General features: G+C 61.9%; 13 protein-coding genes. 8 read left to right on the top strand and 5 right to left on the bottom strand.

From position 1 onward, the window contains the following. Positions 1 to 21: 21 nt before the first annotated feature. The 6 genes from AC1RT2_RS22830 to AC1RT2_RS22805 all read left to right on the top strand — a co-directional run bounded on the left by AC1RT2_RS22830 (position 22) and on the right by AC1RT2_RS22805 (position 5629). A complete protein-coding gene (locus AC1RT2_RS22830; protein WP_493105606.1) occupies positions 22 to 828 on the top strand; it encodes an ABC transporter ATP-binding protein in 807 nt (268 codons plus the stop codon). Continuing rightward, entirely contained in the window at positions 825 to 1616 is a 792-nt protein-coding gene (locus AC1RT2_RS22825) for an ABC transporter permease (protein ID WP_493105604.1), read from the top strand. Before AC1RT2_RS22830 ends, AC1RT2_RS22825 begins: the two co-directional genes overlap by 4 nt. Further along, positions 1613 to 2392, top strand: a complete 780-nt coding sequence (locus AC1RT2_RS22820) for an ABC transporter permease (protein ID WP_493105602.1) — start codon at positions 1613 to 1615, stop codon at positions 2390 to 2392. Before AC1RT2_RS22825 ends, AC1RT2_RS22820 begins: the two co-directional genes overlap by 4 nt. A gap of 37 nt (positions 2393 to 2429) precedes the next feature. After that, a complete protein-coding gene (locus AC1RT2_RS22815) occupies positions 2430 to 3473 on the top strand; it encodes an ABC transporter substrate-binding protein (RefSeq protein ID WP_493105600.1) in 1044 nt (347 codons plus the stop codon). A 69-nt stretch (positions 3474 to 3542) separates the two neighbouring features. Further along, on the top strand, positions 3543 to 4610 hold the full coding sequence (locus AC1RT2_RS22810) for a Gfo/Idh/MocA family protein (RefSeq protein ID WP_493105598.1): 1068 nt from the start codon (positions 3543 to 3545) through the stop codon (positions 4608 to 4610). Then, on the top strand, positions 4601 to 5629 hold the full coding sequence (locus AC1RT2_RS22805) for a Gfo/Idh/MocA family protein (protein WP_493105596.1): 1029 nt from the start codon (positions 4601 to 4603) through the stop codon (positions 5627 to 5629). Before AC1RT2_RS22810 ends, AC1RT2_RS22805 begins: the two co-directional genes overlap by 10 nt. 76 nt (positions 5630 to 5705) lie before the next feature. On the opposite strand, the gene AC1RT2_RS22800 is transcribed toward AC1RT2_RS22805, so the two are convergent. Together AC1RT2_RS22800 and AC1RT2_RS22795 are read right to left on the bottom strand one after the other, a co-directional pair. Then, on the bottom strand, positions 5706 to 8915 hold the full coding sequence (locus tag AC1RT2_RS22800) for an efflux RND transporter permease subunit (RefSeq protein WP_493105594.1): 3210 nt from the start codon (positions 8913 to 8915) through the stop codon (positions 5706 to 5708). Further along, entirely contained in the window at positions 8912 to 10165 is a 1254-nt protein-coding gene (locus AC1RT2_RS22795; RefSeq protein WP_493105592.1) for an efflux RND transporter periplasmic adaptor subunit, read from the bottom strand. The genes AC1RT2_RS22800 and AC1RT2_RS22795 overlap by 4 nt, the downstream gene beginning before the upstream one ends. A gap of 341 nt (positions 10166 to 10506) precedes the next feature. Between AC1RT2_RS22795 and AC1RT2_RS22790 the strand changes: the two genes are divergently transcribed. Both AC1RT2_RS22790 and AC1RT2_RS22785 read left to right on the top strand, forming a co-directional pair. Continuing rightward, a complete protein-coding gene (locus tag AC1RT2_RS22790) occupies positions 10507 to 10800 on the top strand; it encodes a glutaredoxin family protein (protein ID WP_493105590.1) in 294 nt (97 codons plus the stop codon). Positions 10801 to 10810: 10 nt separating this feature from the next. After that, a complete protein-coding gene (locus AC1RT2_RS22785; RefSeq protein WP_493105588.1) occupies positions 10811 to 11836 on the top strand; it encodes a 2Fe-2S iron-sulfur cluster-binding protein in 1026 nt (341 codons plus the stop codon). 100 nt (positions 11837 to 11936) lie between these two features. Here the strand turns inward: AC1RT2_RS22785 and AC1RT2_RS22780 are convergent, their stop codons facing one another. The 3 genes from AC1RT2_RS22780 to AC1RT2_RS22770 form a co-directional block, all read right to left on the bottom strand. Next, entirely contained in the window at positions 11937 to 13478 is a 1542-nt protein-coding gene (locus AC1RT2_RS22780; protein WP_493105586.1) for a multicopper oxidase family protein, read from the bottom strand. Positions 13479 to 13546: 68 nt separating this feature from the next. Then, on the bottom strand, positions 13547 to 13939 hold the full coding sequence (copM, locus tag AC1RT2_RS22775) for a CopM family metallochaperone (protein ID WP_493105584.1): 393 nt from the start codon (positions 13937 to 13939) through the stop codon (positions 13547 to 13549). 14 nt (positions 13940 to 13953) lie between these two features. Beyond that, positions 13954 to 14148 (bottom strand): heavy-metal-associated domain-containing protein, encoded by a 195-nt coding sequence (locus tag AC1RT2_RS22770; protein ID WP_444800503.1) that lies wholly within the window; start codon positions 14146 to 14148, stop codon positions 13954 to 13956. Positions 14149 to 14186 lie beyond the last annotated feature (38 nt).

Here is a 14186-nt window from a genome sequence, read left to right as displayed (position 1 = left end):
ACGACCGGAGGGGAGTCCGTCGTGCTGGAAAACAATGTCCTTGTTCAACAGAGCCCAATCGCTCGTGCCGAGCGGAGCAGCCCGCCCTTCATTCGCGTCGATGGCGTGCGCAAGACATTCGCACAGCGGGACGGCGGCGCGGTGCCGGTTCTGGAAAAAATCGACCTGACGATCGCGGAGAATGAATTCGTCTCGCTGGTCGGCCGCAGCGGTTGCGGCAAGACAACCCTTCTCAACATGATCGCCGGTATCGAGGACGTCTCCAGCGGCAAAATCGCCATCGCCGGCAAAATCGTCACCGGACCCGGCCAGGGGCAGGGGGTGGTGTTCCAGCAGCATGCGCTTTTCCCGTGGCTGACCGCGGTCGACAATGTCGCGTTCGGTTTTCGCAAGGCCGGATTCACCAAGGCCGAGCGCCGCGTGCGCGCCATGGAACTGCTGCGCCTCGTTGGCCTGGAAGCGGCGGCCGCCCGTTATCCTCGCGAGATGTCCGGCGGCATGCAGCAGCGCGTCTCGATTGCGCGAGCGCTGGCCCTCGATCCGCAAATCCTCCTGATGGACGAACCTTTCGGCGCGCTCGACGAGTTGACGCGCATCGAATTGCAGCAGGAGTTGCTGCGCATCTGGGAAGCGCGCCGCAAGACGATCGTCTTCGTTACCCATTCGATCAGCGAGGCCCTTATGCTTTCGGACCGGATCGTGCTGCTTGCGCCGAATCCCGGCCGCATCCAGCGGGTCTTCGACGTCGACCTGCCGCGTCCCCGCCAGCGCACCCAGCCGGGCTTCAATGCGCTCTATCAGGATATCTGGAACGAGCTTTTGACATGACGCGCAAGCTCGCTCAGGCGGTACCGCCGCTCATCGCCTTCACCGTGCTCCTCCTCTGCTGGGAGGCCGGCGTGCGCTACGGCTTTCTCAAAGCCTACCAGTTTCCGCCCGTCAGCCGCATCGCGCAGGGTTTTGTCGAACTCTCGACAATCGGCTTTCCAACCGGCGTCTCGATCTGGTCGCATACACTCACCACGATCCTGCGCGTTCTGCAGGGGTATGGCGCAGCGCTTGTCCTGGCGATTCCCCTCGGCCTGCTCATCGGCGCCCTGCCGGTGGTCGATAAACTGACCGCTCCGCTGATTGTCTTTTGCCGTTCGATTGCCACACTGAGCCTGCTGCCGCTCGTCATCGTGTGGTTCGGTGCGGGCGAACTGACGAAGGTTTTTCTGATCGGCTACGGTTGCTTCTGGGTCATGCTGTCCAATGTGATCGCCGGAGTGCGCTATGTCGATCCGACCCTGCTGAAGGCGGCGCGTACCTTCGGTCTGAAAGGACTGGAACTCTACCGTACCGTCGTGTTCCCCGCGGCCCTTCCACGCATCTTCGCCGGTGCGCGCATGGCGCTCGGTGTCGGCTTCATGGTCATTGTCGGCGCCGAGATGATCGGCACCATCGAGGGACTCGGCGCCCTCATCATGGAGGCGCGCACTTTTTATCGCAGCGAAATCACCATCATCGGCATGCTGGTCATCGGCGTCATCGGCTTTTGCATCTCCGCCGGTCTCGCGGCGCTTGAGCGCCGCATGCTGCCATGGGCTGCCAATCTCGCCGAGGTGCGCCGATGAAGACCTGGGTCCGCTTCGTTTCCGCCAGCGACCTCACCCTCGGCCTCATCGGCGCGGTTTCTGCCATTGCGCTGTGGGAAATCTGCGCCCGCACGGGCGTGATCGACCCCGCGATCTTTCCAAGCCCGTCGCTTGCCATCAACGCGGCAGCCGAACGCCTGACGGCCGAAACGCTTGCCGACAATTTGTTCTGGAGCCTTCTTCGCGTCTTTTCCGGGTTCCTGCTCGGCGCGCTGGCGGGGGCGGCAGTGGGCATCGCTGCCGGCTGGTATCGCGGCTTTGGCGCCGTCATGCGGCCGCTGATAGAGCTTCTGCGGCCGATCCCACCGCTTGCCTGGATCCCGTTGGCGATCATCTGGTTTGGGCTCGGTGAGCCCTCAAAATTCTTCATCATCTTTCTGGGTGCGTTCTTTCCCGTCGTCACGGCGGCGTATCAGGGCATGCGCAGCATCGATCCGATCCTGTTGAAGGCGGCGCAAACATTTGGCCTCAACGGCGTGTCGTTGCTGCTGCGTGTCGCGGTACCCGCTGCCGCTCCTGACCTTGCGACAGGCATCCGCATCGGCTGGGGCCTGAGCTTCGGCGTGCTCGTTGCCGCCGAGCTGATCGCGGCCGACCGTGGCCTTGGCTACATGATCATCAACGAGCGCAACACTGGCGGCTCCGTCGGCGTCATCATCGTCGGCATCCTGCTCATCGGCGCGCTCAACCTTCTCACCGACGCTGCGATCGGCCTGGCGATCAAACGCTGGATAGGGCGATGGCACGGCGCCTGACCGACAACAACCGAAATGACAAAGAGGGAGAACAAGCATGCGCATGTTTCTGAAATCGCTGATACCCGCAGTCATGGCCGGCCTCTTCATGACGGCCAGCCCTTCACAAGCCCAGCAGGTGGAAACCGACACGCTGTCGATCAGCATCGGCCCCGATTTGCCGTTCCTCGTCCATATCGTCGCGAAGGAGAAGGGCTGGTTTGAGGAAGCCGGCTTCAAGACCGTCGAGTTCAAGACCTTCACGTCAGGCAATCTCGCCGGCGAGGCGTTGCTAGCCGACGAAATCCAGCTCTGGACGCCCGGCAACCTGCCGCCAGTGTCTATGGCGCACAACGGCATGCCCGTGGTGATCCTCGGCACGAATGCCGTCAGCCATGGGCTGGAAAAGATCGTGGTCCGGCAGGATGCCGGTGTCGACACCCCGGAAGACCTCACTAAGGTGAAGCTCGGCCTGCTCGTCAGCTCGACCTCGGGCGCCTTGCTGGCCAATGTCGCCAAACACTATGGCCTCGATGCCACGAAGATCCAGACGGTGAACCTCGCGCCGCCGGAGGCGATGGCCGCAATGGCCAACAACGAAATCCAGGGCATCGTGTTCTGGGAGCCGTTCCCCTATCGCGCGGTGCATGAGCAGGGCGCCAGGATCGTGCATTCGGGCACCAAGAGCTTTTTTGCCAACAACAGTGGTGAGGACGTGGCCGTTTCCAATAACCGCACCGTCTGGGTCGCCTCGCAGGACTGGGTGCGCGCCAACCCGTATGCCACGGCGGCGCTGCTGAAGGTGTTGACCAAGGCGCAGGCCTATGTCGCCGATCCGGCGAACAAGGATGAGGTTTTGAAGATTTTCTCCGATTTCCAGAAGCAACCGGTCGACATGAACGCGGCGTTGCTTTCGGACTACACGTTCACGCCGAATGTCGACAAATCCTACGTCGAGGACATGCTGGCCATCGCCGGCTACCTGAAGGCGACAAACCGCATCCAGGGCGATCCCAAGGACGTGCTCAGCTATACCTTTTCCGGCCCGCTGAAGGCGGCGAATGCCGCTGCCGTCGAGGTCGAGGGCCAGTGGGCGCCCTAACGTCATGAAAGCACCGGGCGCCTGTCACGGCAGGCGTTCGGCATATGTCACGCAAGCGGATTGATCATCATGCCTCCTTCGGCTGCCGATAGGATTGCCATCGCCGTCATCGGCGCGGGCTTCATCGCCGACTACCATATCAACGGTCTGCGCGCCGCAGGCGGGGCGAATGTCGCCGCACTCGTGGGCCGGCGGCCGAATGCCACAAGTGCAAGAGCGAAAATGCTCGGCATCGGCAGGGCGGAAACCGACTACCGCCGCGTGCTGGAGGACAGCGCGATTAACGCGGTGGTGATTGCCACCCCGGACGATACCCACGAGCGCATCGCGATCGACGCGCTCGATGCCGGCAAGCATGTTTTGCTGCAAAAGCCGATGGCGCTGAACAGCGCTCAGTGCCGCAGCATCCTTCAGGCGGATCAACAGGCCGGACGGCGCCTCACCGTCAGCTTTATGCACCGCTATTTCCCGGAAGTACGCTGGCTTCGCGAGCAGCTGCAATCCGGCGTACTCGGCACCGTCCATTCCGTGCGCATTCGAAACGCCACGCCGGGCGCGGACTGGAACGACTGGTTCTTTACGCCCGGCAATGTCTCGGGCGGCGTCGTCATGCAACTCGGCGTGCATGGTATTGATCTCGTTCAGCATCTACTCGGTCCGATCAGAACCGTTGCCGCCGATATGACGACCGCGCGGCCGGAACGGCAGCTTGCCGACGGGCGCACGGTTCGCACGGAACTCGAGGACAATGTGTTTGCCGCCTATCGCCTCGAGGGCGATGTGCGGGTGAGCCATGAGATGAGCTACACCGAGCTTGCCGGTTGCGATCGCTTCCGGCTGGAACTCTATGCGGAACGCGGCACGGTCTGGCTTCGGACGGAGCGCGGCACCGCGGCAATCCACGCCCCAGCAAGCGTCGGGAAGGCGGGTTGGGTGAATCCGGAGTTGCCGGAGGAAGCGCTTGGCGAGGCCCATCATCGCCATTGGCTTTCCATCATCCGGGGCGAGATGCCGTCGGATGATACGGCCGCAGCCGGTCTCAGTTCGGTCCGTGTGGCCGAAACCATTTATACAGCAGCGCTTTCCGGCATGAGAACGCCGGTCGGTGAGGAAGGGGAGAAGGCCGGATGCGCCTGAAGATCGCGATACTGGGCGTCGAACATTACCACGCCAATTTCTGGGCCGGCGCCTTTCTGCAGCGGCCGGAGGTCGAGATCGTCGGCGTCTGGGATCAGGCCGCGGACAAGGCGGCCGAATTTGCCGGTCGCCACGGCATCGAGGTACAGGACGACCTCCACCGCCTTATCCGGAAGAGCCACGCGGTAGCGATCTGCTCGGCGACGAGCGGGCACCTGATGCTGGTCGAAGCCGCCGCGGCTCTCGGCCGGCCGGTGCTCTGCGAAAAGCCGCTCGGGATCGACCGTGCCCAATGCGACGCCATCGCCGCAGTGGTGGCGCGTACGGGCATTCGCTTCATGCAGAGCTTTCCGAAGCGCTTCGACCCTGCCAACCATGCGATCGCGCGGCTTTTGCAGGAGAAAGCCCTTGGCCGGGTAACGCTCTGCCGGGTCCGGCACGGCCATAGCCATGGCCTTACGGAGGCTTTCCGGTCCGCCTGGTTCGTCGATCCGACGCGTTCCGGTGGCGGTACGCTGCTTGACGAGGGCGTGCATGCCGCCGATTTTCTGCGTTGGATGTTTGGCGAACCCGAGTCGGTTTTCGCCACACTATCCTCGGCGGCCCGGGGTCTTTCGGTCGAAGACACAGCCGTCGCCACCTTCCGCTATGCGGATGGCCTGATTGCCGAGGTGACGACGAGTTGGTGTTTTGCCGCAGCCGACACGTCGATCGAAATCTACGGAACGGAAGGCTCGATCCTGCTCTCCGGCGTCGACATCGCCTCGCGCCCGACGCGCGAAACGGATTTTCTGCGCGTGTTCCGACGCGGGGAGGGGGAGGGTTGGTCCGCTTCGGACATCGTCCCGTCCTTCAAGACGGGTGTCTTCCACGAGCACGTTGCCTGGGCTTTTGTCGACGCACTGAAGAATGGCGGCCCCATGCCGGTTACCATCGAGGACGGCCAAAAGGCCTTCGCGATGATCGAAGCGGCCTATCGCTCGGCCGCTACGGGGCGCGTGCAGATGATCGGGACATAAAATCCAACGAAGGCGGCCTCGATGCGAGGGCTGCACAGGCTAGCGCGCCCATGGACTGGGCGCGCATTTTTTCGCGTCAGGTTGTTGCCGGGGGCCGGGCAGACTGCTCCTTTCCGGCATAGGATTCGACTCCTGTGACGGTATTCCGCCTCTCGCGGGTGATGGCCATACGGCGCACCAAGACGTAGAACACGGGTGTTAGCACGAGGCCGAACAGGGTGACGCCAAGCATGCCAGCGAACACGGCAATACCCATGACATGCCGCATCTCGGCACCAGCCCCCGTCGCGATCATCAGCGGGACGACGCCGGCGATGAAAGCGAGGGAGGTCATCAGGATTGGCCGCAGGCGAAGCCGGGCTGCTTCGAGCACGGCGTTCAAAGGGTCGTCGCCTTCGTCTTCCTTCGCTCTGGCGAACTCCACGATCAGGATCGCGTTCTTGGCAGCCAGGCCGACGAGAACAACAAACCCGATCTGCGTGAAAATGTTGTTGTCGCCTCCAGTGAACCACACGCCCGCGATAGCCGAGAGCAACGCCATCGGAGCGATCAGCAACACAGCAAATGGGAGTGACCAACTGTTGTATTGCGCTGCGAGAATCAGAAAGGCGAGCAGCACAGACAGGGGGAAGACGTACATGGCGGTGTTGCCGGCTTGCTTCTCCTGATAGGCGAGGTCCGTCCACTCGAAGGCCATGCCGGGTGGCAACGTCTCCGATGCGATCCGTTCCATTGCCGCGGTCGCTTGCCCGAACGAATATCCTGGCGCGGGGCTGCCGCTGATATCGGCCGATGGGAAACCATTGTAGTGCATGACGCGGTCCGGCCCCGAACCGTGCTTGATGGTCAGCAAGGCCGACAACGGGATCATTTCGCCCGCTGCGTTACGCACCTTCAGTCGGCCGATGTCCTCCGGCTGCATACGGAATGGCGCGTCGGCTTGAACCATCACGCGATAGGTGCGGCCGAACAGATTGAAGTCGTTCGCGTAGAGCGAGCCAAGGTTGACCTGCAAGGTTTCGAAAATGGTGTCGAGCGACACCCCTTGCGACTTGGCCTTTACCCGGTCGATGTCCACCTGCACCTGCGGCGCATTCACCTGGAAGCTCGCGAGCATGCCAGCCAGTTCAGGTGTTTGCATCGCTTTGCCCATGAGAGCGCCTTGCGCCTGCGCGAGGGCCTCAAAGCCAAGCCCTGCCCGATCCTCGATCTGGATCTTGAAGCCGCCAGTCGAGCCAAGGCCTGGAACAGGAGGTGGTGGGAAGATGCCGGCAAAACCATCGGGTATCTGGCTGAATTTTCCCATCAGGCGGCCTGCAATCGCGAAAGCGGACAAGGAGGTGTCCTTGCGCTCGTCAAACGGCTTGAGCATCGTGAACATGACGGCGGCATTCGGAATGTTGACCATGCCGTTGACCGAAAGCCCCGGAAAGGCGACGACGCTTTCCACTCCCGGTTCGGCAAGCGCGATTTCCGACATTTTCTTGACGACCGCTTCGGTGCGATCAAGCGAGGCGCCGGTCGGAAGCTGCGCGATGCCGACGAGGTAATACTTGTCCTGGGCCGGTACGAACCCGGTGGGCACCGTCTGGAAACCCATCCACGTCATGCCCACCAGGCCGGCATAGATCAGCAAGACAAGCGTGCTGAGCCTCACGGCACGGCGCACCGACCAGACATAGGCATTCGAAGCGCTATCGAAGGCGCGGTTGAACAGCCGGAAGAACCATCCGAACACGGTGTCGATGACGATTGTCAGCCGGTCGCGCTTTGCATCGGCATGATGCGGTTTCAGGAGCACGCCCGCGAGTGCTGGGGAAAGCGTCAGAGAATTGATCGCCGACAGGATGGTCGAGATTGCGATCGTGAGGGCGAACTGCCTGTAGAACTCCCCTTGCAAGCCGGACAGGAAGGCGGAGGGAATGAACACCGCCGACAGCACCGACGTAATGGCAAGGATAGGCCCGGTCACTTCGTCCATGGCCTTGCGGGCAGCCTCTTTCGGCGTTTCGCCGAGCGCGATGTGACGTTCCGCGTTCTCGACGACCACGATGGCATCATCGACCACGATGCCGATCGAGAGCACGAGCCCGAAAAGCGACAGCGTGTTCAGTGAGAAGCCGAACAGGTACATGAGGGCGAATGTGCCGACCAACGATACAGGCACGGCAACGAGCGGAATGATCGAAGCACGCCAAGTCTGAAGGAAGAGTACGACCACCAGTACGACCAGCGCTATGGCTTCAAGCAGTGTCATGACCACGGCTTCCAGAGAGGCCTTGACGAAGACGGTAGGGTCGTAGGCGATGCGATGCTCTACTCCATCGGGAAAACCTTTCTGCAGGTCTTCCATGGTGTCGCGAATGGCGCTCGAAACATCTAGCGCATTGGCACCGGGGCTCTGGATGATCTGGATCGCCACCGCCGGTTTACCGTCAAGAAGGCTGCGTAACGCGTAGGAATCCGCACCAAGTTCGATGCGGGCAACATCCCGCAGACGGGTGATCTGGCCCTCGGCACCTGTCTTCACGACGATGTCGCCGAACTGCTCCTCGTTCGAAAGCCGGCCGAGGGTGTTGACCGTGATTTGGAACGCCGCCGAAGCATCCGGCTGCTGGCCGACGGAGCCGGCGGCCACCTGAACGTTCTGCTCGCGGATTGTCGCCACCACGTCGGAGGCGGTCAGGCCGCGCGCCGCCACCTTGGCCGGGTCGAGCCAGATGCGCATCGAGTATTCGCCGGCACCCCAGACCAACACGTCACCCACACCCGGCAGGCGCGCAAGCTGGTCACGCACCTGCAAAGTGGCGAAATTCGACAGGTAGAGAGGGTCGTAGCGATCGTCGGGCGAGACGAGATGCACGACCATCAGGATGTCGGGCGATGTCTTCTGCGTCACGACGCCGATGCGCTGCACGTCCTGTGGCAGGCGGGGGAGCGCGCGCGCGACGCGGTTCTGCACCTGGATCTGCGCCATGTCAGGGTCGGTGCCCTGCTGAAAGGCCACCGTCAGCGTCATGCGCCCGTCGGTCGCGGCCTGAGAACTCATGTAGAGCATGTTCTCGACGCCGTTGATCGCCTGTTCAAGCGGTGCCGCAACCGTTTCGGCAATAACCTCGGGATTGGCGCCCGGATAACTTGCGGTGACCTGAACCGTTGGCGGGGTGACCTGGGGATATTCGCTCAACGGCAGCTTCAGGAGTGTCAGGCCACCGGCGATCAGCATCAGGACAGACAGAACGACCGCAAAGATCGGGCGGTCGACAAAAAAGCGCGGAATATTCATCGACGCGCCTCCTGCGTTGCAGCTGCGGGCCGGTCTCCATCGGCGGATTGGTCTGCCAGCATGGAAACCATCTGCGGCACGACTTGCATGCCGGGGCGGACGAGCCCCTTTACGATGATCCTCTCACCCGGATCGAGGCCGGCTGAGACCACGCGCAGACCATCGATCATCGGGCCGAGTTCGACCGGGCGGTATTCGGCCTTGTCCTCGGCTCCCAGAACCAGCACATAACGGCGTCCTTGATCGATACCGATCGCCTGATCGTCGATGAGCACGGTTTGAGCTGGGTGGGCCGCAACGAGGTTCACGCGCGCAAAAAGGCCGGGCGCCAGTCGACCATCGGGGTTTTTGACAACGGCCCGCGCGCGGATCGTTCCCGTGCTTCGGTCAACGCGATTGCCGAGAAAATCGAAGGCGCCTTCATGCGGAAAGCCGGTATCGGTCATCAGCCCCACCTGCACCGGCAACGTGTCGGCAGCCTTTCCACGTTCTATCTCGCGCACATCCGCGATGAACGCGAGATAGGTGGCTTCATCGATGTCGAAATAGACATAGAGGGGATCGGTCGAGACGATCGTTGTGAGAAGTGTCGCGGCTCCGGCATTGCCCCCGGTGACAAGGTTGCCCTCGGAGACCAGAATCCGGTCGATGCGCCCACCAATCGGGGCTGTGACGCGTGTGAAGGAAAGATCGAGTTCGGCGGACGCCACAGCCGTCTTCGCGATCTCAGCCTGTGCCTGACGCTGACGGCGAGCAGTTTGCGCGTCGTCAAAGGTCTTGCGCGATACACTGCCATTGCGCGCCAGCATTTCGGCGCGGTTGAAATCGATCTCGGCCTGATCAAGCAGTGCCTTCGCCTGCTGCAACTGCGCCTTGGCGGCATCCAGGGCGACCTGGAAGGGCCTGGGGTCGATTTGGAACAGAAGCTTGCCTGATTCTACGAGCCCCCCTTCGGGAACACTGACTGCGTCGATTGCACCGCCGACACGTGGGCGCAGTTCGACGAACCTGGTCGCTTCGAGATAACCTGTAAACTCCACCGGCAGCGCCACCTTGCGCGTGACGACCTCGGCGACGGGCACCTGTGGTCCGGGTGCTTCTTCCGACTGAGCCGCGGCTTCTGACACGGCGGTCGACGATACCAGCGCGAGAAGGCGGCTCGCATAGGGCTCCACTTCGTTGCGATAGACAAAAGTGCCACTGGCAACGGTGACGCCAGCCAACAGCAGGGCGGCGACTTTCTTGTTCATTTTCTTTCACCTTCATACGGGCCGTTCCAGGCTTTCAGGAGACGGCAGCAGTCAATTTTGATGAAGGTGAGGTTTCCAACGACGGGAAGGTCAAGGCCCTTATTTTCCGAAATGGCGCCCGGCACATCTGGCTCATTGTTCACAGCCCTTAGTTGTTTCCATCCTGGCGCGTTGCACGTCGCGGCTCATCGCCTAAGGCAATCGGGCTGCGGATTTCCCGGCGTGAAAAAGTACATTTCTGCCCAACAACCGGCTTGACCTTGCAACGGCTGGAAGCCGCACCCTGACGACAATGCTTCTCTACCCAGCCGCTCTCTGGGCGCCCGGCCGTGAGCAAAACCATGTCGAATTCAGAGAAAGTCGAGATCATGACGGAAACCAGTACCCCGCACATTCTTATCTACACGACCCCGACCTGTCCGGACTGTCATGCGCTCAAGCGCTGGCTCTCCGAGCGGGGGCTAGCTTACGAGGAACGCGATCTCACCGATCCTCTGATCGCGGAGGAGGCAAAGGCGCGAACGGGTGTGCGAGTGGCGCCGATCACCATCGTCGGTTCGGAAATCTTCTACGGCACATTCCAGAGCCAGAAGCCGGGCCTGTCGAAGGCGCTCGGACAGACGCAAGGCATGTGAGGGATCGGACGTGACAGCCAAACGCATTGACATCCGGCAGGCTCGAGCCCGCCTTGAAGTCCCGAATGGGCAGACCATCCTTGATACGGCACTCGCCGCCGGCATTCCCTACCCCCATGGCTGCAAGTCCGGGCGCTGCGGCTCCTGCAAGTCCCGGTTGATCGAGGGGGAGGTGGACCTGCTTCAGCATTCGCGCTTCGCCCTGACCGATGAAGAGAAAGCCGACGGTCTTATCCTGGCATGCCGGGCGTTGCCCCGGACGGATGCAGCCGTGGCCTGGCTAGGCAGCGAAGACGACACCATTCAGGCGCCAAAACATGTGGAGGGCATCGTGACCTTCCTTAATGACCTCACCCACGACATCAAACTGGTTCGGATTGCACCCGGGGACGGAATTCCTTTGCAGTTCACAGCAGGGCAGTATGCGCAGGTCGAGTTCAATGGCGTTCCGGCCCGCAGCTATTCAATGGCCAACATGTACGGCGACGACGGTCTCGAATTCCATATTCGTCGTGTTCCGGGAGGGACTACCTCGCAGCATGCGCATGACACATTGAAGGTCGGTGATAGGGCAAGACTCACAGTCCCTTTGGGCTCTTCCGGTCTGCGCCAGCGGCATTCCGGCCCGATCCTGTGCATTGCCGGCGGCTCAGGGCTGGCGCCGATCAAGTCCATCGTGGAAACTGCTCTCGCTTACGGGATGAAGCAGCAGATCCATGTCTACTTCGGCGTCCGCGCTGAGCGTGATCTCTATCTTGTCGAGCATTTCCAGGCTCTTACCAAGCGGCATTTCAATCTCACCTTCGTGCCCGTGCTGTCGCAGGCGCAGCCCACACGATATCGGAGCGGTGTCGTGACGCTGGCTGTGGCGGAGGATCTTTCCAGCCTTGCCGACTGGAAAGCCTATGTTGCCGGCCCACCGTCGATGGTGGACGCGGCCATGGAGATGGCATTTGCGCGCGGATTGCGCAGGCAAGACATGCACGCCGACGTATTCTTTACCCCGGAGGATTTGCCGGCGCCGGCTGTCGAATGATGCTGCCGCCGGCGATGAGGCCCCCTCGCTCGTCCGCTAATGACAACGGCCCGCCGCGAACATCCTCGCGGCGGGCCTTTGTTTGGTGCGCTGATTCAGACTAGGCCTGGATGTCGATCGTGCCCATCATGCCGAGCTGTTCGTGCTCGAGGATGTGGCAGTGATACATGCGCGGTCCCGGCAGATCCTGGCGCAGCAGTATTCGCACCGTCTCGCCGGCCGTGATGTTCACGGTATCCTTCCACGCTCGATAGGATGGCATGGAGACCTTCCCATCTTTCTCATGCTCCGTGATCTGAAACTGCGTCCCATGCACATGGAACGGATGATCCATATCCGCCTCGTTGGCGATTTCCCAAAGCTCGACTTGTCCGACTTTCGAGACTTCGTCTATGCGGTTCATGTCGAAGCTGGCACCGTTGATCAGGAACTTCATCTCCATGCTGTCGGAAGACATGGACATGCCGGAGTGATCCATGTCGCTCATTGTCATGCTGCCATGGTCCATTCCGCCCATCGATTCCGTCAGCACGAACCGGCGCGTGACAGGCGGGATCCCGAGAGGTTCGATGGAGCGTAGCTTTGCAGGCAGGGGCGGCATTGCGGCCGTTGCCTCTTCTGATACGTTTGCCGTCAGCAGGATCATGCCGGCCTCGTTCGGTTTGCCAGGCCCCATCCAACCGCGCTCATAGTCGAGCGTCATGAGCTTGGCTTCGCCCGGCTTGTCGAAGGAAACGATCAATTCAACGCGTTCGGCCGGCGTGAGCAACAGTTCGTTGACGGCGACGGGTGCCTCGATCAGGCCGCCGTCCGTTCCGATGACGGTCATGCTGGCATTCTCGAACGCGAGGCGCAGGAACCGCGCATTCGTCGCGTTGAAGAGACGCAAGCGGCGTTTTTCGCCACGCGCGACAGCCATCGCCGGGTTCTTCTGCCCATTGACGAGCACGTGATCGCCGACGCGACCGTTAATCAGATCGGCCATCGTGCTTTCCGGCATCGTCCCGTCGGCGGCGATCCTGAGGTCGGTAAGCATGAGGACCGTGTCGCCATAGTCCGGCGGGATGGGGTCGTCCTTCGGTTTGACCAGAAAGATACCGGCGAGCCCGCGATAGACCTGCTCGGCGGTCAGCCCATGGGGGTGGGGATGAAACCAGTAGGACGCTGCACTGCCTTCCGGCAGCTCGAACGCATAGATGCGCGCATCGCCCGAGGCTACGGGGTCAGTTGGATTGCCATCCTGATCGGCCGGAACCGGCATGCCATGCCAATGGATCGTCGTGGGTTCGCCTGGAATCCTGTTCTCAAAGCTGATCTCGACTGTGTCGCCCTCATTTGCCTCGATCACGGGATTGGTGCCGTTGTAGAGAAGCACAGGCGTATCGAGCCCGTCAGCGAACCTTACGAAACCTGGTTCTGCGGCCAGCTTTGCCTTGAATACGCCGGGCACGGCCGACTGGTTGGACAGGCGTGGCAACGCCCTGAGCGGCTGCCCTTCCGGCAAAACCGGGTCGGTGGCCGTCGTGGGCATGTTGCGACCGCCGTGGCCGCTCATGCCGCCCATATCGTGCTTCATCTGGGCTGCAGCAGGCCCGGCAGCGACGAGACCCGCAAGGCTCGCCAGAAATGTCCGTCGATGCATTGATCGTCTTCCTCTTGGTCGCGTGAACTTCCTTGCCAAAGGCGGCCCGGAGGGCCGCCCTCCGATTGTTAGCGGCCGCGGGCGGCGAGCCAGGTTTTCATCATGGCGATCTCGCTTTCTTGCGCCTTGATCACCTCTTCGGCGAGTTTGCGCACCTGCGGATCCTTGCCGTGCTCAAGCACGACTTTCGCCATATCGATCGCCCCCTGATGGTGCGGGATCATGCCGCGCATGAAGTCGATGTCGGCATCACCGGTGAACTCGACCGTCACGTCCTTGTGCATGCGGTCATTGGCGGTGACGAACGCCACCGTCGAGGGAGTGTCGGGAACCGGCATCGTGTGGCCCGACATACTATGACCTTGCATCGGATTGTCCTTGTTTATCTGGCTCTCGGCGATTGCGAGGCCACCGCTGATGGCGAGCGCACCTGCGATGAAGATCGGGGTGAGCTTGTGCATGATGTCGCTCCAGCTCAGCCCGCGGTTGCCGGATAACCGGCCTCTTCGAGAACCTGTTGAACTGCGGCCAGGGTAGCGGTCGTCTCGATCTCGACGCTGCGTATGGCGGGACTGGTCTCGACCTTCGCGTTGGGATCGACCGACTGGATCGCCCGGGTGACGGATTTGGCACAGCCGCCGCAGGTCATGTTTTCGATTGTGAGCTTCATGAGAGTTCTCCTTGGTTGGGTCTCATGACACTCAAGCT

The sequence above is a fragment of the Shinella sp. GW821-FHT11G07 genome, from assembly GCF_058808115.1.
This window is presented reverse-complemented; position numbering and strand designations above follow the sequence as displayed.

What these genes read in the sequence shown, in the direction of transcription:
- AC1RT2_RS22815 (WP_493105600.1), top strand. Translation starts at nt 2,430, where the DNA reads ATGCGCATGTTTCTGAAATCGCTGATACCCGCAGTCATGGCCGGCCTC.
- AC1RT2_RS22780 (WP_493105586.1), bottom strand. Translation starts at nt 13,478, where the DNA reads ATGCATCGACGGACATTTCTGGCGAGCCTTGCGGGTCTCGTCGCTGCC.
- AC1RT2_RS22790 (WP_493105590.1), top strand. Translation starts at nt 10,507, where the DNA reads ATGTCGAATTCAGAGAAAGTCGAGATCATGACGGAAACCAGTACCCCG.
- AC1RT2_RS22810 (WP_493105598.1), top strand. Translation starts at nt 3,543, where the DNA reads ATGCCTCCTTCGGCTGCCGATAGGATTGCCATCGCCGTCATCGGCGCG.
- AC1RT2_RS22795 (WP_493105592.1), bottom strand. Translation starts at nt 10,165, where the DNA reads ATGAACAAGAAAGTCGCCGCCCTGCTGTTGGCTGGCGTCACCGTTGCC.
- AC1RT2_RS22825 (WP_493105604.1), top strand. Translation starts at nt 825, where the DNA reads ATGACGCGCAAGCTCGCTCAGGCGGTACCGCCGCTCATCGCCTTCACC.
- AC1RT2_RS22800 (WP_493105594.1), bottom strand. Translation starts at nt 8,915, where the DNA reads ATGAATATTCCGCGCTTTTTTGTCGACCGCCCGATCTTTGCGGTCGTT.
- AC1RT2_RS22820 (WP_493105602.1), top strand. Translation starts at nt 1,613, where the DNA reads ATGAAGACCTGGGTCCGCTTCGTTTCCGCCAGCGACCTCACCCTCGGC.
- AC1RT2_RS22805 (WP_493105596.1), top strand. Translation starts at nt 4,601, where the DNA reads ATGCGCCTGAAGATCGCGATACTGGGCGTCGAACATTACCACGCCAAT.
- copM (WP_493105584.1), bottom strand. Translation starts at nt 13,939, where the DNA reads ATGCACAAGCTCACCCCGATCTTCATCGCAGGTGCGCTCGCCATCAGC.
- AC1RT2_RS22770 (WP_444800503.1), bottom strand. Translation starts at nt 14,148, where the DNA reads ATGAAGCTCACAATCGAAAACATGACCTGCGGCGGCTGTGCCAAATCC.